The sequence below is a fragment of the Polyangium jinanense genome (assembly GCF_028435265.1).
Taxonomy (GTDB): Bacteria; Myxococcota_A; Polyangia; order Polyangiales; family Polyangiaceae; genus Polyangium; species Polyangium jinanense.
Genome location: NZ_JAGTJK010000013.1, coordinates 14,671 through 37,937, shown reverse-complemented (window position 1 = coordinate 37,937; position 23,267 = coordinate 14,671). Strand labels below are relative to the sequence as shown.

The window sequence follows — 23,267 nt, the reverse complement described above, 5'->3', positions numbered from 1 at the left end:
CTGCGCGGGGTGGGTGGGTGGTTCGTAGGCGCCGGTTCGTGGATGGGTAGGGGATGTCGATCTTGGTATGTGTGGGGTGGGGTTGTCGTGGTTGTACTTGTTTTCAGGTGTGGTGTTTGGGAGGGTTGGTAGGGGCGATCCGAGGAGGTCGATAGACCGCCCGAGGAGCGCACCCCTTTCGCTTTAAACGGTTCGACACGGCCGCGGGCACTCACGAAGTCCTTCAAAAATAGGTGTTTTAGCGATCGGCTGCCGGACGAGGTGAACCCGATGAACCACGCCGGAGAACATGTTGTACATCGGGCCTTGGGACCCTCGACTTCATCTTGCACCGGTCAATGTTCCACTTATGCTACGCCCTCCTCACGAGCTGCCGAGGAACAACACGGTTATGCCAAACGCTGACGACGGGTGCGAGAAGTACCCCATGCCCGACGAAGACGAGCTCGAGTGGCTCATGCACTCTGCCAGGGAAGAGCCACCGGAGCCCGGCGACGCAGAGGTCGGTGCGCGTGCCGTCCACGAGGCCTGGGTGATGGCGATGCGCATCTCCGAGATGGCCTGCAGGTCGGAGACGATGAAGAACTCGCACCCCAGCGTCCTCGAAGCGCGGCGTGTCGCGATCGCTCCGGCTCCCCCCCGCACCCAGCCGCGATCACGCGCGCCCAGAAGAACACGAACGCGCAGAGCTTCCACGACAACCTGTACGGCCGCCAGCGACGACGGCCCAGCCCCAGCTTCAAAAGAGCCAGCACCGACCGAAGCAGACCCAATGGCCTCTCGGGTGAGCACACACCTGGGTCGCGGGGCTCGGGTGCTGGTTGTCCAGAGCAACCTGCCGCGTTTTACCAGTGTCCCCGCATGGGAGCGAGAATTGCTCCTCCCCCACGCCGTTAGCCTCTTGCGCGCTATACTCCCCGCCTCGGAGGACGAGCGTGAGTAAGGTGCCGGGCAAGAAGAAGGAGATCCGCAACGTCGTCGTCTACGCCCGCGTGAGCACCGCCGAGCAGGCAGAGAAGGATCTGTCCATTCCGGCACAGCTCGATGCCCTTCGACGCTACTGTGCCGATCGCGGCTTCAAGATCGTCCAGGAGTACATCGAGCCGGGTGCGACTGGCACGGACGCGAATCGGAAAGCCTTCCGCAGGATGATGGAGGACGTGCTCACGCCCTCGGCGGACGTGCAGGCGGTGCTCGTGTACCAGACGTCACGCTTCATGCGCAACGTCGCCCAGGCCCGCGCGCTCAAGGACGCGCTCCGCAAGCGCGGTGTGCGCGTGATTGCGATCTGCCAGGAGACCTCGGACGACCCGATGGGGCAGTTCATCGAGGGCATCTTCGAGCTCGTCGATCAGTACGAGAGCGACGTGAACGGGATGCGTACCTCCGCTGCCATGCGTGAGAACGCGAAGCGTGGCTACTTCAACGGATCGCAGGCGCCATACGGCTATGTCGCCAAGAAGCTCGAGGCGAAGCCGGGCCTGTTCCGCAACGTACTCGTCCCCTGCCCCGAGGAGGCCGAGCTCCTGCGCGAGGTCTTCCGCGTCTACGTCGCCGGAAGCGGGGCGAAGAGCGTCGCCCGCACGCTCAACGCACGCGGGCTGCGCTACCGGAAAGGGCGCCTCTGGAGCAAGGATGTCGTGCTCAAGGTCATCGAGGAGACCGCCCCGATCGGCACCTACTACTGGGGCAAATTCCGCAATCGCACCAGCCCGCACGACAAGGCCGACTGGATCCCCATCCAGGTCGATCCGATCCTCGATCGCGAGCTCTTCGAGATGGCCCAGCGCGTGCGCGCCGACCGTGATCCGGAGAAGAACCCGGGCCGGACCTCATCGAGCCCGCTGCTGCTCGCCGGGCTGCTCAAGTGCGGCAAGTGCGGCGCGGCCTACCAGCTTCAGACCTCGGGGAAGCGGTCGCCCACCAACGAGAACGGCTACCGATACTACAACTGCCGCAGCGCGCTCCGCATCGGCAAGGAGAAGTGCAGCGGCGGCGCCATCCCCACCGCGCTCCTCGAACAGGCCGTGCTCGAGCACATCGCCGACCGCATCTTCACCGAGGAGCGCTGCAAGGCGCTGCTTCACGATCTCGTCGAGGAGAGCGGCGTCCTCCGCCAGAAAACCAGCGAACAGCGCCAGCAGCTCCAGCGCGAGCTCGAGGACGTCGAGCGCCGGATCAAGCGATGGCAGGAGGGCTTCGAGACCGGGACAGTGACGGCCGAGCTCGGGGGCGAACGGGTGCGCGAGCTACGAGCCCGGCGCGAGGAGCTCATGTCCACGCTCTCCAAGGTCGTGCCGTTGCGGCCTCCGCCGGCGCATCTCTACAGCCAGGTGAGCATCTCGCGCTTCCAGCGCTCGCTTCGAGAGCTCTTCCTGTCCGACGACCCGGCCCTGACCCGGAACTACCTGCGTTTCCTGGTCGAAGAGATCGTCGTCACCGGCGACCAGATCGATCTTGTCGCCCGCACGGCGGCTGCCATCCAGATGATGGCCGCAGCGGGCAGCGGACCCGCGCCGATCGCAGGCCACAAAAGCACTGAGGCGGGGGTTTGCAACCACCCGCCTCAAGTTCGCACTACCGTCGTGGATTGGCTCCAGCTGCTGGACTCGAACCAGCGACCCGGCGGTTAACAGCCGCCTGCTCTACCGACTGAGCTAAGCTGGAATGGCGTCGTCGAAACGGACCGCGAGGATACCCGCGGAGCTTCGTCCGTCAAGAACTTTTTTCGAGCCCACGCGAAGAACGCCTCCCGGCCGGGCAACGAGCGGTTGCTCTCCCCCGTGTGTTCTGCGAAGAAGCCGACGTGCAAGACGCCGCGCCCGCTCCCGCGACGAACGCCTCCGCGCCTGCCGGAAGCGGTGCCGCCCCCGCGCCCGCCACGCCGAGCGCCGCACGCACGGCCGGCCGCGGCGGCCTCGCCATCGCCTTCGCGAAGGTCTCGTTCATCATCTTCGGCTTCGCCCAGCAGCTCCTCCTCGAACGGCTGCTCGGGCAGGCCGGCTACGGACAGATCTCCCGCGTGCTCGCGATCGTCGGCGTACTGAACAACGTCGTGGTCGCGACCGCGATCCAGGGCGTGTCCCGCGTGGTCTCGACGGCGACGGAAGAGAATGTGGACGCGGCCTTCGCGCGTACGTTGCGCGTGCACGTGGCGCTCGCGATCGTGCTTTCGCTCGGCTTCGCGCTCGCCGCGGGGACGATCGCGGCCGAGGTCGGCGCGCCGCACGTGGCGACGCCGCTGCGCATCGTCGCCGCCGTGGTGCTGCTCTACGGCATCTACGCGCCGCTCGTCGGATCGCTGAACGGGCGCAGGCGTTTCCTCGATCAGGCCGGGCTCGATGTGGGCTACGGGCTGCTCCGCACGCTCGGGATGGGCGTCGGGGCCTTCGTGCTCCTCCGGCTCGGTGGGAGCGGGACGCTCGGCGCGACGCTGGGGTTCGTCTCCGCGGCCGCGCTCATCGTGCCGATCGCGATCACGCGTTCGGGCGTGGGCAAGAGCGGCACCGCGGGGCCAAGCACACGCGAGTACCTCGGCTTTCTCGGCCCGCTCGCGCTCGGCCAGCTCGCGCTGAACCTCTTGCTCCAGACCGACCTCCTCTTGCTCAGCCGCTTCGTCGGGCGTGAAGCCGGCCGGCTCGGGCTCGCCGCGACCGCGGCCGACGATCTCATCGGGATCTACCGCGGCGTGCAGCTCTTCTCGTTCCTGCCCTACCAGCTCCTCATGTCCGTGAGCTTCGTGCTCTTCCCGATGCTCGCGAAGGCGCGTGCCGAGAAGAGCGAGCCGCTCGTCGCCGAGTACACGCGGGCCGGCGTGCGCATCGCGCTCCTGGTGACGGGCGCGGTCTCGGGGACGATCGCGGCGCTCGCGCCGCACGTGCTGCGCTTCGCCTACAAATCGAGCGCGATCTGGGAGCACGGCGGGCCGGTGCTCCGGGTGCTCGCGCTCGGGATGGGGTCGTTCGCGATCCTCGGGATCACCTCGGCCGCGCTGACGGGGCTCGGGCGCGAGCGGATGAGCGCGACCTTCAACGCGCTCGCGGTTTGCCTCGTGGCGCTCGGGTGCGTGGTGGTGACGCCGCGGCTCGTGTTCGGACCGCCGATGCTCTTCGGGACGGCGATCTCGACGTCGATCGCGCTCGGCCTCGTGGCCGTGGTCGCGGCGATCGCGCTGCGGCGCGAGGCGGGTGCGTTCGTCGCGCCGCTCTCGCTCGTGCGGGTCGTCGTGGCCGCGGCGGTGACGGTGGCCATGGGGATGCAGCTGCCTTGGCTCGGCAAACCGGCCGTGCTCATCCAGGGCCTCGTGACCGGCGCGCTCTATCTGTCGGTGCTCGTCGTGACGGGCGAGCTTGGCACGAAGGACCTGTCGCTCGTCCGGAAGGTCCTCGGAAAGGCCTGAACATGCGGGAGAACCCGCACGTCGGGCGTGACGAATCGTCGGCTTTCAGTATCCTTCGCCGCCCCCCTCCTCACTTCACCCATTCATCAACTCGCTAGAGCGGTAAGACAAACGTGGCGCATCAGTTCATTTTCACGATGCAGGACGTCCGGAAGGTGCACCCCCCGAACAAGGAGGTGCTGAAGGGCCTGTGGCTCTCCTTCTTCCCGGGCGCGAAGATCGGCGTCCTCGGGCACAACGGCGCAGGCAAGAGCACGCTGCTCCGGATCATGGCGGGCACCGACAAGGAGTTCCTCGGCGAAGCGAAGCCGGCCGACGGCACGCGCGTGGGCTTCCTCCAGCAGGAGCCGAGGCTCGACGCAGGCCGCACGGTGCTCGAGAACGTCGAGGCCGCCGTGTCCGAGACGCGCAAGCTGATGAAGCGCTTCGAGGAGATCGGCGTGCTGCTCGGCGAGTCGCCGGACAACATGGAGGAGCTGCTCGAAGAGTACGGGGTCCTGCAGGACAAGATCGACGCGTCGGGCGGCTGGGAGCTCGATCGCGTGCTCGAGCGCGCGATGGATGCGCTGCGCCTGCCGCCCGCGGACGCCGAGGTCGAGCACCTCTCGGGCGGCGAGCGTCGCCGCGTGGCGCTCTGCCGGCTGCTCCTCGAAAAGCCGGATCTTTTGCTGCTCGACGAGCCGACGAACCACCTCGACGCCGAGAGCGTGGCGTGGCTCGAGCGGTTCCTCGCGGAGTACACGGGCACCGTCGTGGCTGTGACTCACGATCGCTACTTCCTCGACAACGTGGCGGGCTGGATCCTCGAGCTCGATCGCGGCATGGGCTACCCGTACGAGGGCAACTACTCGGGCTGGCTCGAGCAGAAGAAGAAGCGCCTCGAGCTCGAGCAGAAGCAGGAGTCCTCGCGGCAGAAGACGCTCGAGCGCGAGCTCGAGTGGGTGCGGATGAACCCGCGCGCGCGGCAAGCCAAGAGCAAGGCGCGCCTCGCGGCCTACGAGACGCTGCTCGCCGAGGATCAGAAGGCGAAGGAGTACTCGCCGAGCCAGATCCACATCCCGGCCGGCGCGCGCCTCGGCAACGTGGTCGTGGAGGCCGAGCACCTGACGAAGGCGTTCGGCGACAAGCTGCTCATCGACGACCTCTCGTTCTCGCTGCCGCGCGGCGGGATCGTGGGCATCATCGGGCCGAACGGCGCGGGCAAGACGACGCTGTTCAAGATGATCATGGGCCTCGAGAAGGCCGACAAGGGCGCGCTCCGGATCGGCGAGAGCGTGGAGCTCGCGTACGTGGATCAGTCGCGCGACGCGCTCGATCCGAACAAGAGCGTCTGGCAGGAGATCTCGGGCGGCGAGCCGACGCTGCTCGTGGGCAAGCGCGAGGTGAACTCGCGCGCGTACGTGGCGTCGTTCAACTTCCAGGGCGCCGATCAGCAGAAGAAGGTCGGTGATCTCTCGGGCGGCGAGCGCAACCGCGTGCACCTGGCAAAACTGCTCCGCCGCGGGGGCAACGTGCTCCTGCTCGACGAGCCGACGAACGATCTCGACGTCGACACGTTGCGCTCGCTGGAGGAGGCGCTGCTCGAGTTCGCCGGCTGCGCCGTGATCATCAGCCACGATCGCTGGTTCCTCGACCGCATCGCGACGCACATCCTCGCGTTCGAGGGCGACAGCAAGGTCGTGTGGTTCGAGGGGAACTACGAGGATTACGAGGCGGATCTGAAGCGGCGCAAGGGCGCCGACGCGAACGAGCCGCACCGGATCCGGTACCGGCGCATGACGGACGTGGGCTAGCCGTTCCTTTCAGGGCAAAGGAAAAACCCTCGGGATCCTGGCTGGATCCGCCGGGGTTTTTCCTTTTGAGGGTGATCCCCCTCGGCTACGTCGGCGGGGCGTTCGGCGCGCATTGCAGCGTGCCGGAGGCGCAGATACCCGGCAGGGGCGTGGTGCAGGCGACGCCGCCGCCGGGGTTGTCGTCGTCGATGATGCCGTCGCAATCGTTGTAGGTGATCGCCGCATGGGCCGGACGATCCTGTAAAGAATAGGGAGCCGTCCTTTGCATTCATGATCCGTGAGCCCAGCCGGACCCGGACGATCCGACAATCCCTCCGCAAAGTGGCGGGGGATGGTCGCGGACCTGACCACGTCGTGGAAACCGAGAACGACGGCACTTGCCACGCCGAAATGGCGACGGGACACTGAGCGCATGTTGCATGCTTCTTCTCGGTCCCAAGGCTCTCGTTTCGGTGGATGGACAAGCCTCGCCCGCGCGGGAAGGCTCACGGCGAGCGGCGCCCTCGCCGCAGCGCTTCTCGTGCTTTCGAGCGGCGGATGCGGACAGGATGGCCGCGTCCGGGAAGGCTCGGGCGGCGACGCCGGCGGGGGCGGCGGGGGCGGCGGGAGCGGCGGGAGCGGCGGAGCGGGCGGGAGCGGCGGAGGGGCGCCGAAAGATCCGATGCCGCTGCGCGTCGTCAACTGGAACGTGCGCAATTACCTGAACGACAAGAACGACAGCGCCGCGGTGGACGAGGTGGTGCGGACGACGGCGCAATACGTGGCCCATCGAAAGGCGATCGGCGTGGTGCTTTCGGCGATCGACGCGGACGTGGTGGTGCTTCAGGAGGTGGAGAACGAGGCGTCGCTGTCGGACCTCGTGCAGAGTGAGCTCGGAGGGAAATACACGAGCATCGGGATCGTGGACGGGAACGATCCGCGCGGCATCGACATCGCGATTGTATCGAAACTGCCGATCGACGACGTGGTCTCGCACAAGGACGAGCAATTCCCGCTGAACGGGACGGTGGGGCCGACGTATCGATTCTCGCGCGACTGCCCCGAGTACCACCTGACCTACAATGGGCGAAAGCTCGTGCTCCTCGGCGTGCATTTCAAGGCGAAGGAGGACGACAATCCGAACAAGCGCCTCGCGGAGGCGCAACGCACGCGCGCGATCGCGAATGCGCTCGTGAAGGAGGACCCGTCACGGGCGGTGCTGGTGCTGGGCGATTTCAATGACACGCCGGGCTCGCCGCCGTATCTCGCCGTCATGGGCGAGGGGGACGGGACGTACACGAATGCGCCGGATTTCGTCCCGACAAACGATCGATGGACGTACGATTATCAGGGAGCGCTGGAGCTCGTGGACCACCAGATGTCGAATCCGCTGCTCGCGGGAATGCTCGATCAGGTCTCGGTGACCATTCGCCACGGCGATGATGTGGACGATGCGACGGACCATGCGCCCGTCGTGGCGACCTATGGCGTGAAGTAGCGGGGATGCGAGAGGAGAGGCCCGGCGATTCTCCGCGACGGGGAGCGCCGGGCTACTTGGCAGGCAAACGTCACGGGCAAAGCGTGTTCGAGACGATGACGTCGTCGATGTTCCACGAGGCGTACGGGTAGACCAGCGTCGACGCGATGTTGAAGCCCCAGCGAATACGCATGTTGGCGTTCTTGTACTGGGAAAGGTCGTAGGAGACCTTCGTCCACGCGGACGCCGTCGAAGCGGCGCTGCCGCTCTGCCAGACCTGAACCCAGGCCGTGCCGTTGAACACCTCGATGACGTTGTTCATGAACGGCGTCACGTCGCTGTTCAGCCAGCGCTGGAACTGGAGGTAGACGCCGGGGGCCGCCGAGGCGTCGAAGACCGGGCTCGTCAGGTAGTAGTAGGCGTGCGTCGTCGCGCTCTGCGAGCTCGTCGAACAGCCGCCGACGACGACGCCCGCGATCTTGTTGTCGGCCGACGCCGAGGTGTCGTTCGTGGGATCGTTGTGGGTGCCGCTCGAGTTCGTGCAGGCGCCGCCGACGGCCGCCTTGATCTCCCACTCGGACCCGAGGGTCCAGTCCGGCGCGTCCGCGAAATCCTCGTAGATGAACATCGTCGCGGCGCTCACGCAGGTGAGCTGGCCGCTCGAGCACGCCGTCTTGCCGCCGCAGGCGCACGCGACGTTGCCGCCCGGGTTGCCCTCGTCGATGATGCCATTGCAGTTCTCGTCGATCCCGTTGCATTGCTCGGGAGTCGCCGCCGAGTTTGGCTCGCAGATGAGCGCGCCGCTCGCGCACTTCAACGTGCCGCTCGAGCAGCCGCCCGATTGGCCCGTCTGGCAGGGGACGCCGCCCTCCGGGTTGTTCTCGTCGACCACGCCGTCGCAGTCGTCGTCGATGCCGTTGCACTTCTCGGGCGATTGCGGGGTGACCGGGAAGCAGTCGATGGTGGTGCCGTTGCACGCGATCGCGCCGTTCGAGCAGGCGCCGAGCAGGCCCGTGCCGCACTGGCCGCCCGTGCCCGGGATGTCCTCGTCCGTCGTGCCGTCGCAGTCGTCATCGACGCCGTTGCAGGTCTCGGGGACGGGCGTGACGTCGGGCACGCAGATGAGCTCGCCGCTCGTGCAGGCGTACTTGCCCTTGGCGCAGGCGCCGACCAGCTCGGACGTGCAGGTCTTGCCCTTCTCGGGGAAGGAGTCGTCGGGGATCTGATCGCAGTCGTTGTCGAGGCCGTCGCAGACCTCGAGCGTGGGCTGGAGCGGGATGCACTCATTGAGCTGGCCGTTCTCGCACGTGACGACCGTGACCTGGCAGGCGCCGAACCCGCAGGACGTCGGGGCCATGTCGTCGACGGCGCCGTTGCAGTCGTCGTCGATGCCGTTGCAGGTCTCCTGCGTCTTCGGCACGACCTCGCCTGCGCACTTGCTCCACTTGCCACTCAGATCACACGACTGCTGGCCCGCGGTGCAAGGACCGATGCCCTGCGTGCCCTCGGCGCCCGAGTAGCAGGACTGCGTTTGTCCCTGGACGCAGGGGCAGTCCTCGTCGACTTCCTGGTCGCAGTCGTTGTCCAGGCCGTCGCACTTCTCGTCGGTCGGCGTGCACATCATGCCGCCAGCGCCGCCCTGGCCGCCGGCGCCACCCTGGCCGCCTTGGCCGCCGGTGCCGCCCACCCCGGCAGTGCCGCCTTGTCCCGCCCCCGTGTTTTCGTCCGTGCCGCCCGCGCAGCCGAACGCATGAATTGCCAAGCAGCCAAGCGCCACCAGCGTGGCGGGGATCGTCGATCGCATCGGCCCTCCGAACAACACGAGGCCGAGCACACGCGCACCCGGACCTCGCACGCAAGACAGCCGGATGTTTCCAGGATTCTCGAGCCGCGTAAAGCGCTGAAGGGCCTCGCGAAAGGTGATCCCGGCACGGGGGACAGGCCTGAGGTAAGCTCGGCGTCATGGCTTCCGGCAGCGCCCCGACGAACAAACGCACGCGAAAGCGCGGGCGTCGTGACGTCGGCCGCGTCTTCGCCATCGCGCTCTGCGTGCTGTTTGCCCTGGTCGGGGCCATCCCGCTCGTCCTCGGCGCGCTCGTGCGAACGGGCCCCGTACGCGCGTGGGCCGCGCGCGAGACAGCGGCGCTCATCGAACGGGAGCTCGGCGTCGTCGCGCGCTACCAGGTCGCCGTGCAAGCCTGGCCGATGGCGATCGATCTCGAAGAGCTCGTCGTCGACGCGACCGACGGCGGCGCGCCCGTGCTCTCGGTGGAGCGGATCAGCGTTCGTCCGCGGGTGTTTTCCCTGCTCGACGGGGAGCTCGACGTGGGCGAGGTCGAGGTGCTCGGGCCGCGGATCCGCGCTGTCGTCGAAGGCGGTGCGCTCAAGAACCTGGCGCTCAAGCTGCCGGCCTCGCAGCCGTCGGCCGAGAAAACGCGAGCCCCCTTCTCGTCGCTCGCCGTGACGGACGCGCGGATCGACGCGCTCGTCGAGGGCGTGCACGTCGTGACGAACGAGGTCGACGTCGACGTATCCGCGGAGGACGACGGGGCCTTCGAGATCGCGCTCCGCGCCGGGAAGAGCACGATCGTCCGGACGCACTCCATGCCTGGTCGGCCCGACGAGGACATGGTCGACGAGGACGTGATCTGCCGGCTCGACACGCGCGTGCGTGTCGACGCGGAGGGTCTGCTCGTCCGGCGGCTCCGGCTGCTCGGCGCGGCGGATCTCGATCCGGACGCAGGAACGAGCCCGGGGTGCGAGCTGGCGAAGGAGGACTGGCGCTCGGTGGAGCTCGAGCTCGGCGCGCTGCGCGTGGAGCTGCCGAGCGGAGCGCCGCTCGCGATGCCGGCGTTTCGTGGCCGCGTGCGGACGCGGCTGCCGGTCCCGATCGCGCATCGCTTCGTGGACACGCCGTGGCTCACGGGTGCGGTGGGGCTCGACGTGGAGGTCGCGCACGACGGCAAGTCCACGCTGCCACGCGTGGTGGGGCGCATCGAGGCGGATCGGCCGGGGCTGTCGGGCAAGGTCTTCGCGACGACGTTCGAGGGCGAGCTGTCGATCGCCGAGGACGTGGTGCGCGTGTCGAAGATCGAGGTCGGGTGGGCCGACGGCACGGCGACGATCGCCGACGTGAAGATCGAGCCGTTCGCGCCGGGCGCGCCGCTCAACGCGGGTCCGATCGAGCTCCGCGACATCCAGTTCCCGGGGCTGCTCCGGGATCTCGGCGTGCACCCGCAGGCGCACGTGGCCTGGAACCTCGAGCGAGGCCACTTCGAGCGGTTCGGCGGGACGCTCTCGCCGCTCTCGCTCGACGGGCCCATGGAATTCGCGACGCGGAACTTCGAGGTCTTCGACAAACCCACCACGGATCCCGCGCGCGGGCACATGATGGGCGTGGCCGAGGGCAAGCTGCACGGCACGTTCCGCGTGCGGCCGACGGGGATCGTGCTCGACGACGTGGCCATCGAGACGCCGAAGTCGGAGCTCCACACCACCGTAAAACTCTTCTTCAAGAGCTTCCTCGACATCGAGATCGCGAAGGGCTCGCACGTCGATCTGTCGGAGATCTCGCCGCTCAAGAACATCCCGATCGCGGGGATCGCGGAGGTCACGGCCGCGGCACGCGGGCCGTTCACGCGGCCGAAGATCGAGGCCGACGTGTCGATCAAGGGCTTCGAGTTCGCGGCATTCTCGTTCGGTGACGTGGAGAGCGCGCGCGTGTTCTTCGAGCCGTTCGATCTGCGCCTCGCCGACGTGCACCTGCGCAAGGGCGACAGCAAGATCCGCGCGCCCGAGGTACACATCGACTTCGACGCGGGGCCGAACGTGGTGGTCGACGCGGAGATCGACACGCAGGCCGCGCCGCACCTCTGGATCCACGACTTCTACCGGATCGTGCACCTCGACGACGATCCGCGCTTCGCCGACATCGACGGCAACGCGAGCGGGACGGCGCGCGTGCACTTCGTGGTCGGCGGGGCCGAGGATCGCTGCGGCTCGGGCCGGCTGCGCGTGAAGACGAAGATGCACCTCGAAGAGGTGGCGCTCTTCGGCGAGAAATACTCCGACGGCGATGTCGACGTGGATCTCGACTGGGAAGATCGCGATGCGGGCGCCGCGGGGATGAACCTCGACGTGCACGCGGCGAGCCTGCGCAAGGGCTCGGGCTCGCTGCTCGCGACCGTGTCGGTTCGTCCGGGCGGGCGTGTGTCCGGGCAGGCGATCGCCACGGGGATCCCGATCGATCACCTCGACGCGCTCGGCCGCATGGGCAAGCCGCTCGACGGCTCGATCTCGGCCATCGCGAACATCTCGGGCACGGTGAGCCAGCTCGAGGCGCAGGCCGACGTGCAGATCTCGCCGATCCGGATCGGGCCCTCGTCGCTGCCGTCGTCGCAGCTCCGCGTGCTCATGGGATCCGAGAACACGCAGGTGAAGACGATCGGCTGGACGCGCTGCGGCAACCCGCGCTCGGCGCCCTTCGATCGGGCCGAGTTCGACAGGGACACGTCCTCGGGCACGTTCCGCGTCGACGGCATGCTCGCAGGCGGGCAGCTCGCGCTCGAGGACGTGCGCATCACGCGCCAGAAGCACAAGGTCGTGACGGGCAAGCTCACGACGCGCGGGCTCGATCTCGGCACGCTCGCGAACCTGATCCCCGGCGTCGCGTTCAGCGCGACGCCGCCGCACGGGAGCCTCGACGCGGCGCTCGAAATCCGGCGTCTTCCCCTCGACGATCTCGCGAAGAGCGACGTGGTCGTGGCGCTGACGGGACTCGATCTCGAGCGTGGCGGGCGGCGCGTGTCGCTGCGCGGGACGCCGGGGCCGATCGTCGTGCAGAACAACACGCTCGCGCTGCCCGATCTCGATCTCGTGGTGCAGAGCGGCTCGGGTTTGTCGGCGCCGATCTCACTCGGCGGCCGCGTGCAGCGGCTCGTGACCGCGCCGGAGTTCGACGTGGGCCTGCGCGTGGGGCCGCTCGATCTCGGGCGTCTGTCCGCGGACATGCCGCAGGTCTCGCGCGCGAAAGGATCCCTCGAAGCGAACCTGCGCGTGCAAGGTACGACGAACGCGCTGCGGTACGGAGGTTCAGCGCGGCTGCGAGGCGGCGAGCTCGCGCTGCGAGGTTTGCCCGTGTCGATCGACGACGTCGAGGTGGACATCGCGGTCACGAACAGCGAGGTGCGCATCCTCCGCGGAGCAGCAAAGGTCGGCGGCGGCGAGGTGAGCGTGACGGGGCGCATGCCGATCCGCGGCTTCGAGCTCGGCACAGCCGAGGCCTCGATCCTCGCGCGCGGCGTGAAAATGCCGCTCGGCGAGGGCATCAACCTGACCGCAGACGCCGATCTCGCCGCGACGTTCCGGCCGAGCACGTCCGACGAGGAGCGCGCGGAGAAGAACCTGCCCGAAGTGAAGGGGACGGTGTCGCTGACGTCGTTCACGTACTCGCGGCCGATCGCACTGAGCCTCGATCTGAACCAGCTCGCAGGCGGGCCGAAGCGCACCGCGGTCGAGACGTACGACCCGAAGAACGACGCGCTGCGCTTCGACGTGAACGTGGTCTCGCCGCGGCCGATGCGCTTCTCGAACGGGCTCGTCGACATGCTGCTCGAAGTGACGCCGCCCGGGCTCGCGCTCTCCGGGACGAACCAGCGATACGGCGCACGCGGCAACCTGCGCATCCTGCCAGACTCGAAGCTCCGGCTGCGAAACAGCGAGTTCACGGTGCGCGAGGGTTCGGTTCGATTCGACGATCCCCTGCGTCTCGCGCCGCGGATCGATCTGCGCGCGCAGACCGAGTACCGGCGTTACGCAGCGACGAGCGCCGCAGGCACGGCGCCAGCGGACACGAGCACGAGCGCGGCGGCGACGGCGACGCTCGGGCAGCAGTGGCGCATCAACCTCTACGCCCACGGCGATCAGGAGAACGTGAAGCTCGACCTCACGAGTGATCCGCCACTCGGGCAGGAGGACATCGTCCTCTTGTTGACGCTCGGCCTCACGCGGGCCGAGATGGATCGTGGGCTCGCATCGTCCCTCGGCGAGACCGTGGGCCTCGAAGCACTCGCCGCGCTCACCGGCGCAGACAAGGCCGTGAAGACGATCGTGCCGCTCATCGACGAGTTCCGGTTCGGCACGTCGTACTCGTCGCGCACAGGCCGCACCGAGCCGACGGTCACGCTCGGCAAGCGCATCACAGAGGACGTGCGCGCCACCGTGACGACAGGCATCACCGAGAACCGCGAGGTCCGTTCAAGCATCGAGTGGCGTCTCGGCAAACGCGTCATCGTGCAGGGCGCATACGACAACACGAACGACGTCTCGAGCTCGCCACTCGGCAACCTCGGCGCCGACTTGCGCTGGCGGCTCGAGTTCGAATAGCGGGCGTATCGCCGGGGTTTCACCCCGGACCCGACCAGGGGCTCTTCGCCCCTGGACCCGAACCAGCGCAAGCGCTGGACCCGGGGCGACAGCGCGCGATGCGCGCTGTCGACAGGGAAAACGTTCCAAGCACGTAGGACAGCGCTGCTGTCTTGGTTGGCAACGCCGCGCGTGGTCTTGCCCCGGACCCGTCCGAGAAACCGCGCATCGCGCGGTTTCTCGGCCCTCGGTCCAGGCCGTGCCTGGTCCGGGGTGAAGGGGGCGGACAGCCCCCTTCTGGGGTGCGGGGCAAAGCCCCGCGCTCAGCCGAAGCCGGGCAGATCGTCGAGCGCGGCGCGCACGGGCGCGTAGCTCTGCTCGCGGCCGGGGATCCAGCGGCGCAGCCCTTCCATGTCGAGGAGCTTGCGGTGCTTCGGGTTCGCGTACGCCATCTCGGAGAGGGTGCGCTTGAACGCCTCGACCTTGTCCGCGGCGAGCGTGGGCATCGCGTCGAACATGCGCAGGTCGAACGTCGGCGTCGTCCACAGGACGTCGACGATGCGTGGATCGACGTGCCCTGCCGCCTGCTCGGCCTGGAAGACGAGGCTCCCGACCGCGCCCGCGTGGGCCCGACCTTCGTGCACGGCCGCGAGCACCGCGAGCTCGCTCGCGCCCGTGTCGCCGTGTTTGCCGACGTCGGAGTCGAACGCGAGGATCTTCACCTGGTTCAGATCCACACCCGCCTGCTTCAAGTAGTAGAGCGGCAGGATCCGCGACTGCGCCGAGTCCCGCGTCCCCACGGCCAGCACCTTTCCGTGCAGATCCGTGAGCTTCCGAACGACGACCTCCCGACGGATGAGGATCTTTGCGCAGACGTCGCGGTCGCGGTCGCGCATGGCGATGCCGATCGACTTGCCTTCGGTGCGCCGCTTCACACGCACATGGGAGATGCCCGAGTTCCAGGCGATGTCGACGTGCCCGTGGAGTAGGGCCTCGATCTGCCGCTCGTAGCTGGAGAAAAGCGCGAAATCGAGGGACACGCCGTGCTCCTGGAAGTGCTCACGCATGCCCTCCCAGATGGTCACGACCTTCGGGTCGTATGCGACCGCCCCTATCAGGATCGTCGGATCAGCCATGCCGTACCTTTTGGCGAGCAACTCGGGCGGACGGTAGCATCGGGACGGGCGTCTCCAAAGGGCCGCGAGCCCCTCCGTGCCCCCCATCTACCTCGGCCCGTGCCCATCCCGCGTTTTTCCCGGTCCCAACGAGCCCGCTGCCTCGCCGCGGCATGCTCGCTCGTCTGCCTGCTCGGCGCAGGGTCGGCAGAGGCCGAGGACGCGAAAAACCAGGGGACGAGCCCCGGCGAACGCGCGGCGCTTGCTGGCGAGGAGCCGCAAGCCGCGCTTGCCGCGCCGCAGCTCTCGCCGCCGCCGGACACGAGCGCGCTCACGGGCAAACCGATCAAGCGGGTCGACGTCGTGACCGTGGGCTCGCGATGGAGCACCTCGCTGCGCATCACGAAGGTCCGCGCGGGCGAACCGTTCGAGCCCTCGGCCGCGCGAACCGTGATGCGCGAGCTCACGGAGTCGGGGCAGTTCGCGCGCGTGACCGTGGAGGCCATCGCCGAGGGAGACGGCGTCGTGCTGCGCGCGCACGTGCTGCCGCGGCGCCTCGTGGCCTCGATCCGCCTCTCGGGCGCGACGCTGGATCGCGCGGCGACACTCGACGCGGCGCGCGTGCGCGAAGGCGGCGAGATCACGTCGCCGATGCTGACGGAGATCGGCCAGCGGATCCGCCGGTACTACGCGGATCACGGCTACCCCCAAGCGAACGTCACGTCCGACGTTTCGGACACGGACGATCCAAACCGCGTCGTCCTGCGCATCGACATCGACGCGGGCGCGCCGCGCACGGTGACGCGTCGCTACTTCGTGATCACGCCCGGCATGGAGCGCGAGGTGAACGGCCTCGAAGATCGCTATCGGCTCGGGGTCGGCGCGCGCATCGACGAACCGCTGCTCGAGGAGGCCGATCGGGAGCTCGCCGAGGTGCTGCGGGAAAACGGCTTCTACCGCGCCGACGTGAAGCACGTGGTGCGGCTCTCGGCGTCGAGCAGCGAGCTCTTCGTGTACGTCACGCCCGGGCCGCGCATCGTCCCGGTCTTCGAGGGCAACCGCTCCGTCGACGAGGTCGAGCTCTCCGCCGCGATCGCGCCGAAGAAGGGACTCGAGCAGAAGACGCAAGAGCTCGTCGAGAGGCTCACCCGCTTCTACGTGCAGCGTGGCTTCTTCGACGCGCGTGTCGTCCCCGAGGAGCGCGGCGGCCCGAACGATCCGGTGCACCACCTCGTCTTGCGGATCGACGAGGGTGATCAGGTGCGCGTCGTGCAGCGCATCTTCCCGTGCCTGCCGAAGACGTGGAACGCCGAGCAGGTGCGCGGCGAGATCGACAGCTTCCTCGTGGAGGATCTGCCCGGCGACAAAGGTTTTTCGCTGAAGGATCCGAACGCGGTCTCGGCGCTCTTCGGCGGGCGCGGACCACGCGCCGTGGCGAGGCCGCTCGATCTGAACCCGGTCGAGACGTACGCGCCCGAAACCTACGAGCGCGCGCTCAAGCACCTGAAGGATCTCGCCTACAGCAAGGGCTACCTCAACGCCGTCGTCGGGCCCGTGCAACTCGAGCGCGCGACGTGCAGCGCGCGCTCCCCCGCGGGCCGCTGCATCCCCGAGCCACGCGAGCCGAACGAGGCCGTCTGCGCGAAAGACGCCCTCGGCCTACCGCTGCCCGAGCCCGATCCCCCGCAGACGCTCGTGTGCCGCCCCGATCCCGTGAAGCACGTCGAGTGCTCGCGCGAGATCGCGCTGCGCATCCCGATGCACCTCGGCCCGCAGACCTTGCTGCACGACGTCGCCTTCGAGGGCAGCCGCACGGTCTCCGAGCAGGCGCTCTTCGAGACGAGCCGCCTCGAGCTCGGCAAGCCGCTCTCCACGATCGAGCTCGAAGCCGCGCGCCTCCGGCTCGTCGAGTCCTACCGCGATCGTGGCTACGCGTTCGTCGAGGTGAAGGCCTCGATCGAGCCCTCGCCCGACCGCACGCGGGCGCGGGCGCGGTTCGCGATCACCGAGCGGGATCAGGTCATCGTCGGCGGCTTCGTCGTACGCGGCGCGCTCCGCACCAGCGAAGAGCTCATCCTGCGCCGCATCGCGCTCGAGGAGGGCAAGCCTTTCGTCGAGCGCGACGCGCGGCGCAGCGAGGAGCGCATCGGATCGCTCGGCGCGTTCTCCAGCGTCTCCGTGGGCCTCGAAGATCCAGAGGTCCCGCAGAAGCAGAAGCGCGTGCTCGTCACGGTCACCGAGCAGGTCCCGCAGTACCTCGATCCACGCGTCGGCTTCTCCACGGGTGAGGGCCTGCGCTTCGCCGTCGAGTACGGCCACAAGAACATCGCGGGCCTCGCCATCGCGCTCACCCTGCGCGTGCAGCTCTCCTACCTCTTCGACTTCATCGTCGTCGATCCCGGCGTGCGCGCCGACTACGAGAAGAAGCTCAGCGTCGGCCAGCAGCTCGAGCGCCGCAACACCGCGTCGATCACCTTCCCCGAAATCGGGCTCGGTCCGCTCGTGAGCCTCTCCGTCGACGGCATCGACGTGCGCGACAACCAGCGCGGCTTCGGCATCACCCGGCAAGCGCTCGTGCCCACGCTCGCCTACCGGCCGAGCCGCACGATCACGATGCGCCTCGGCGCGTCCGCGGAGGTGAACGAGGTCGACGTCTTCAACGAGACGGCCATCGACTCACCGATCATCCCGCTCCTCCGCGTGCCGTTCGGCAGCACGTTCGCCGTTGCCGAGCGCATCAACTTCGCGTGGGACGGCCGCAACAGCGCCTTTGCCGCCACCAAGGGCGCGCTCGTCGCGCTCGGCGTCGAGCACGTCAACGCGCTGCCCACCGACGAGGGCGAGGCCACGATCAACAGCCACTTCCTCCGCATGTCCGGCCGCGTCGCCGGCTACTTCGAGCTCAGCTCGAAGGGCCCGAGCATCGCGATGAGCCTCGCGGCCGGCTACAACCTGCAGCTCAAGGACGGCAGCTCCACCTACCCCGACCGCCTCTTCTTCCTCGGCGGCGTCGACACGATCCGCGCCTTCCTCGCCGACGCGCTCGTGCCCGAAGACGTCGCGCGAGGGCTCATCGCGAAAGGTCAGACCACGCGCTCGGCCGTCCTCGCGAACGTCCCGATCCGCGGCGGCGACCTCTCCATCAACCCGCGCCTCGAGCTACGCGTGCCGGTCACCGACCTCTTCCAGGCCGGCTTCTTCCTCGACACGGGCAACCTCTGGAAGGAGCCGACGGCCATCGACTTCACCCTCCGCTACGCCCTCGGCGGGGGCCTGCGCATCACGACCCCCATCGGCCCCCTCGCGCTCGACTACGGCTTCAACCTGAACCGCCGCCAGTGGGAGGACATCGGCGCCTTCCACTTCTCGATCGGCCTGTTCTGACGGAAATTTGGGATCGGACATAACCTGTCCGCTCTCCCGCCGTTCCGTCTTGCCTCCTGAACAGCCGGACAGTATACGCAGCCGAGACGAACGGTTCGTGGCGCAAAACCCGCGACCCATTACCCTCACTGCCCCCCTGCCCCCCCCGAGGTCGCCATGAGTGACGAGAAAAACCCGAAGCAGAAGCTCGCCGCGCTGGAGCTCGCCATCGCGAGCGTCGAGAAGGAATACGGCAAGGGCGCGATCATGCGCCTCAAGGAGGGGCAGAGCCTGCACGACGACGTCGCCGCCGTCTCCAGCGGCTCGCTCTCGCTCGACATCGCCCTCGGCATCGGCGGCTACCCCCGCGGCCGCATCATCGAGATCTACGGCCCGGAGTCGTCCGGCAAGACCACCCTCACCCTGCACGCGATCTCCCAGATCCAGCGCTCCGGCGGCGTCGCCGCCTTCATCGACGCCGAGCACGCGCTCGACGTGAACTACGCGAAAAAGCTCGGCGTGAAGACGGACGAGCTGCTCATCTCGCAGCCCGACTACGGCGAGCAGGCCCTCGAGATCGCGGACATGCTCGTCCGCTCGAACGCCGTCGACATCATCGTGGTCGACTCCGTCGCCGCCCTCGTGCCCAAGGCCGAGATCGAAGGCGACATGGGCGACAGCCACGTCGGCCTCCAGGCCCGCCTCATGAGCCAGGCCCTCCGCAAGCTCACCGGCACCGTGGCCCGGTCGAACTGCCTGCTCATCTTCATCAACCAGATCCGCCTGAAGATCGGCGTGATGTTCGGCAACCCCGAGACGACGAGCGGCGGCAACGCCCTCAAGTTCTACTCCTCGGTGCGCATGGACATCCGCGCCATCGGCAAGATCAAGGAGGCGGCCGCGAGCGGCAAGGAGCCCGCCGTCGTCGGCAACCGGACCCGCGTGAAGATCGTGAAGAACAAGATGGCGCCGCCCTTCCGCGAGGTGGAGTTCGACATCCTCTACGGCCAGGGCATCAGCCACGCCGGCGACGTCATCGACCTCGCGACAGAGGCGAACATCGTCGAAAAGAGCGGCGCCTGGTTCTCCTTCCAGGGCGAGCGTATCGGCCAGGGCCGCGAGAACGCCCGCACCTACCTGGAGCAGCACCCCGACGTGCTCGAGCGCATCGAGACGCTCGTGCTCGCCAAGCACGGCATCCAGCGCCCCGGCAAAGCGCCCGAAGCCGCGTCCGCCCCGGCCGGCAAGGCCGCCGGAGCCCCCGCCGAAGGTCGCCGCGCCCCCGCGAAGACCAACTGATCCATCCCCAAGGGAGCCTTCCTCATGGCAGGCTCCCTCTCGTCACCATGAACCTCTACGTGATGCGCCACGGCCTCGCGGCCGAGAGCTCGCCATCGGGCCGGGACCGCGATCGCCCCCTCACCTCCGAAGGCATCCTCGGCGTCGAGGAAATCGGCAAGACGCTACGAGCCCAGCACGGGCCGACGCTCGGCCGCATCGTGGCAAGCACGTACCTGCGCGCGCACCACACCGCCGAGCTCATGGCCGGCGTGCTCAGCGCCGCAGCAATCCCGATCGAGACCTTCTCGGAGCTCGAACCAGACGAGCCGCCGCCCGTCGCGCTCCTGCGCGAGCTCGCCACGGCAAACGCAGACGCACTGCTCGTCGGCCATCACCCGATGGTGATCGCCCTCCTGCGTCTGCTCGTGCGTGACGTGGCAGAGCTGCCACTCGGCCTGCATCCAGGCATGCTCGTGGGTATCGCGCGCCCGAGCGGGCCCGACGTAAAACCCGAGCTCGGCGGCTCCTTCCGCGTGACGACGGTGCTCCGCCCAGCCCGGTGACGCGCGCGCTCGACAGGCAAGGCGCGCCGCGCTACCCGTTCCCTCCCCCATTTTCACCGAGATTGCGCGTGCAGGAAGAGACGAAGGCCCCGAAGTCCCCCGATCCGCAGCGCGCCATGACGGCCCTCGCCTGGGCCGTCGAGCGCGCCGAGAGAGGCACGCCCCCACCGCCCCCCGAGCCCGGCGACGCCCCCACGCACCCCGTCGCAGACAGCGACGACTTCCGCGCCGCCTCATCGCTCTACCTCCCCGACGTCCGCCGCTCCATCGACCGAATCATCATGTCGCGCGACGCCGAAGACGGTCTCGACGCGCTCCTCGAGTGCGGCGCACTCGCCGCCATGCTGCCCGAAGTCAAAGCAATGGTCGGCTTCGGCGACGGCGAGTGGCGTCACAAGGACGTCTGGAAACACACGAAGCAAGTGGTGCGGCAAGCCGTGCCGCGGCTCGAAGTCCGCTGGGCAGCGCTGCTCCACGACATCGGCAAGGTCAAAACGCGGACGATCTCGCCCTCAGGGGAGGTCCACTTCTTCGGCCACGCCGAGGTAGGCGCGCGCATGTTCGACCGGCTCGATCGGCGTCTGCCGCTCTTCAACCCCGAGCCCGCGCTGAAGAGCTCCGTGCGGTTCCTCATCCTGCACCACCTGCGGGCAAGCCAGTACGAGGCCTCCTGGACGGACAGCGCCGTGCGTCGATTCGCAAAGGAGATGGGGGACGGGCTTCAAGATCTGCTCGACCTGTCGCGCGCAGACATCACCACGAAGCGACCCGAAAAGAAGAAGAAGGGTCTGCGCCAGATCAGCGATCTCGCCGAGCGCGTGGAGCAGATCCAGAAGCTCGACGCCGTCGTCCCCCCGCTGCCGAGCGGCATCGGCGACGAGATCATGCGCTCGTTCGGTCTGCCGCCGTCGCGCAAGATCGGCGAGCTGAAGAAGGCACTCGAAGCCGCTGTCGAGAGCGGCGAGGTCCCGTCGCACCAGTGTGCCGACGTGTATCTCGCGTTCCTGCGGGAGAACGCGGGGCGCTTCGGGCTCTGAGAGGGAGCGTCGCGCCGGGGTTTCACCCCGGACCCGAGCAGGGGCTATCCGCCCCTGCACCCGGACCAGCGCAAGCGCTGGACCCGAGGTGCATCGACCGCGATGCGGTCGATGCAAGGGGGAGCCTGTAGCAGCACCCGCTGTACGAGCAGGCTGTTGAGAAACGCCGCGAGCGCCCTGGAGCTAGGGAGGAGGACGCAGGAATACAGGCGTATTCCGAGGACGACGACCGACGATCCAGGGCGCGCAGCAAGTTTATCAACAGCCTGCTAGCGGCGGCGGTTCTCGACGAGCGATACGACAAAGTCGAGGCCGCTGCGCACGCGGTCAGGCAGGACGCCGTCGATCCGCTTGCCCAAGCTGCGCTCCAACTTCGCGCGCTCTTCACGGAGATCCTCCAGGGAACGCGCGAGGTCCCCCCTGGATACTTCGAGCTCGCGTTTCACGCTGGCGAGTTCGTCAACCCGCTCGCCGAGCTCGCGTTTCACGCTGGCAACTTCACCAACCCGCGCGTCGAGCTCCCCTCTCACGCTGGCAAGTTCACCAACCCGCTCGCTGAGCTCCCCTCTCACGCTGGCAAGTTCACCAACCCGCGCGTCGAGCTCCCCTCTCACGCTGGCGAGTTCACCAACCCGCGCGTCGAGCTCCCCTCTCACGCTGGCAAGTTCACCAACCCGCGCGTCGAGCTCCCCTCTCACGCTGGCAAGTTCACCAACCCGCGCGTCGAGCTCGCGTTTCACGCTGGCGAGTTCACCAACCCGCTCGCTGAGCTCCCCTCTCACGCTGGCAAGTTCACCAACCCGCGCGTCGAGCGCCCCCCGCAGCGCTTCGACCTCCTTCCGAAGCGCCTCGACCTCCTCCTTCGACGGCCCCTGCACGACCGGCGCCGCGAGCTCCGCGACCGGCGGCTCCGGCGCCGCAGCCACCTCGACGACCGCCGCCCGCATCACCTCGCCCTCGGCCGTCCCAATCCAGATCGACGTCGCCCCCTTCGTCGTCGTCGCCAAAAGCACCCGCGGCCGCCCCTTCCCGCCCGCCGCCGTCGTGCTCACCGGCGCCTTCGGCCCCTCGCTCGGCGCCGAAAGCGACGCCGCGTCGTACAGCGCGATCTTCCCATTCGCGAACGCCACGACCACGCTCGTGTCCGTCACCACCGCGTCCGCGATCGGCGCCTCCAGCGTGACGAGCGACGCCTCCGCGCGCTCCCCGTCCCGCGTCACCACGCAGATCCCCGCCCCGCCGCGCTTCCACACCACGCAATACACGCGGCCGCCGCGCACCTGATCGAACTCCGCCGCCCCCGCCGGCAACGTCACGCGCGCGCTCGGCCCGCGCTCCGGCGCCGTGCCCGGATACACGCGAAGCTGCCCGCCCTGCTCGCCCTCGGCCAAGAGGTACGTCACGCCATCCCCCGCATCCCCCGCGCGCACGCGCCCCGGAACCTCCACAGGCCGCGCGCCCACCTCGCCACGACCAAGCGACAGCGAGAGCACCCTGCCCTCATCGCTGATCGCGAGCGCGCCTTCCCCCGAAGGACGCGGCAGCAGCGTCCGCATATCCCGCACGATCTCGCGCACCCGGTACGGATCCCCGAGCGGCACGGACCACACCGTTCCTTCCTTGTCGCGAACGAGCGCCACGTCTTTCGACAGCAGCGCCACCTCCTGCGCGGTGATGCGAGGCAGATCGATCGCGTCTCCACTCGTCGCCGTCACGGGCGTGACCGCGATGCGGGCCGGCCTCGACGTCAAAAACGCGACGAGGCCCGTGGTCCCGAGCCACGCAGACGCCGTGGTGCCAGCGCCGAGATCGAGAATCTTGCGCGGAGATTCGAGGTGCGAAGTCGACATGGCCCCGAGGTTACCCGAGGCCGCCCGCTTTTGTCCCGAGGGTGACG

At 68.5% G+C, this 23,267-nt stretch carries 13 protein-coding genes and 1 tRNA gene; 9 read left to right on the top strand and 5 right to left on the bottom strand.

Going from position 1 to position 23,267, the window contains the following annotated elements; genetic code table 11:
* Positions 1-851 precede the first annotated feature (851 nt).
* Entirely contained in the window at positions 852-2,633 is a 1,782-nt protein-coding gene (locus tag KEG38_RS56040; RefSeq protein WP_372518190.1) for a recombinase family protein, read from the top strand.
* On the opposite strand, the gene KEG38_RS23620 is transcribed toward KEG38_RS56040, so the two are convergent.
* A tRNA-Asn gene (locus tag KEG38_RS23620) sits at positions 2,592-2,667 on the bottom strand. The genes KEG38_RS56040 and KEG38_RS23620 overlap by 42 nt on opposite strands.
* A gap of 139 nt (positions 2,668-2,806) precedes the next feature.
* Here KEG38_RS23620 and KEG38_RS55585 point away from each other — a divergent pair.
* Both KEG38_RS55585 and ettA read left to right on the top strand, forming a co-directional pair.
* Entirely contained in the window at positions 2,807-4,399 is a 1,593-nt protein-coding gene (locus tag KEG38_RS55585) for a lipopolysaccharide biosynthesis protein (RefSeq protein ID WP_272422062.1), read from the top strand.
* Positions 4,400-4,512: 113 nt separating this feature from the next.
* Positions 4,513-6,192 carry an energy-dependent translational throttle protein EttA gene (gene ettA, locus KEG38_RS23610; protein ID WP_272422061.1) on the top strand — a complete coding sequence of 560 codons (1,680 nt, stop codon included), beginning with the start codon at positions 4,513-4,515 and terminating at the stop codon, positions 6,190-6,192.
* An 85-nt stretch (positions 6,193-6,277) separates the two neighbouring features.
* Here the strand turns inward: ettA and KEG38_RS23605 are convergent, their stop codons facing one another.
* On the bottom strand, positions 6,278-6,460 hold the full coding sequence (locus KEG38_RS23605) for a hypothetical protein (protein WP_272422059.1): 183 nt from the start codon (positions 6,458-6,460) through the stop codon (positions 6,278-6,280).
* 144 nt (positions 6,461-6,604) lie between these two features.
* Here KEG38_RS23605 and KEG38_RS23600 point away from each other — a divergent pair, with 144 nt between their 5' ends.
* Entirely contained in the window at positions 6,605-7,669 is a 1,065-nt protein-coding gene (locus KEG38_RS23600; protein ID WP_272422057.1) for an endonuclease/exonuclease/phosphatase family protein, read from the top strand.
* 70 nt (positions 7,670-7,739) lie between these two features.
* On the opposite strand, the gene KEG38_RS23595 is transcribed toward KEG38_RS23600, so the two are convergent.
* Positions 7,740-9,452, bottom strand: coding sequence for a MopE-related protein (locus tag KEG38_RS23595; protein ID WP_272422056.1), 1,713 nt, complete (start codon positions 9,450-9,452; stop codon positions 7,740-7,742).
* A gap of 158 nt (positions 9,453-9,610) precedes the next feature.
* Between KEG38_RS23595 and KEG38_RS23590 the strand changes: the two genes are divergently transcribed.
* A complete protein-coding gene (locus tag KEG38_RS23590) occupies positions 9,611-14,032 on the top strand; it encodes a translocation/assembly module TamB domain-containing protein (protein ID WP_272422054.1) in 4,422 nt (1,473 codons plus the stop codon).
* 302 nt (positions 14,033-14,334) lie between these two features.
* Here KEG38_RS23590 and KEG38_RS23585 read toward each other — a convergent pair whose 3' ends face one another.
* On the bottom strand, positions 14,335-15,147 hold the full coding sequence (locus KEG38_RS23585; protein WP_272422053.1) for a phosphate/phosphite/phosphonate ABC transporter substrate-binding protein: 813 nt from the start codon (positions 15,145-15,147) through the stop codon (positions 14,335-14,337).
* A gap of 99 nt (positions 15,148-15,246) precedes the next feature.
* On the opposite strand from KEG38_RS23585, the gene KEG38_RS23580 reads away from it, so the two are divergent.
* The 4 genes from KEG38_RS23580 to KEG38_RS23565 all read left to right on the top strand — a co-directional run bounded on the left by KEG38_RS23580 (position 15,247) and on the right by KEG38_RS23565 (position 21,370).
* Positions 15,247-18,510, top strand: a complete 3,264-nt coding sequence (locus tag KEG38_RS23580; protein WP_272422052.1) for a POTRA domain-containing protein — start codon at positions 15,247-15,249, stop codon at positions 18,508-18,510.
* Between the two features lie 156 nt (positions 18,511-18,666).
* Positions 18,667-19,788, top strand: coding sequence for a recombinase RecA (gene recA, locus KEG38_RS23575; RefSeq protein ID WP_272422051.1), 1,122 nt, complete (start codon positions 18,667-18,669; stop codon positions 19,786-19,788).
* 47 nt (positions 19,789-19,835) lie between these two features.
* A complete protein-coding gene (locus KEG38_RS23570) occupies positions 19,836-20,333 on the top strand; it encodes a SixA phosphatase family protein (RefSeq protein WP_272422049.1) in 498 nt (165 codons plus the stop codon).
* A gap of 68 nt (positions 20,334-20,401) precedes the next feature.
* Entirely contained in the window at positions 20,402-21,370 is a 969-nt protein-coding gene (locus KEG38_RS23565; protein WP_272422048.1) for an HD domain-containing protein, read from the top strand.
* Between the two features lie 269 nt (positions 21,371-21,639).
* Here the strand turns inward: KEG38_RS23565 and KEG38_RS23560 are convergent, their stop codons facing one another.
* Positions 21,640-23,220 carry a hypothetical protein gene (locus KEG38_RS23560; RefSeq protein WP_272422047.1) on the bottom strand — a complete coding sequence of 527 codons (1,581 nt, stop codon included), beginning with the start codon at positions 23,218-23,220 and terminating at the stop codon, positions 21,640-21,642.
* Between the last annotated feature and the right edge of the window lie 47 nt (positions 23,221-23,267).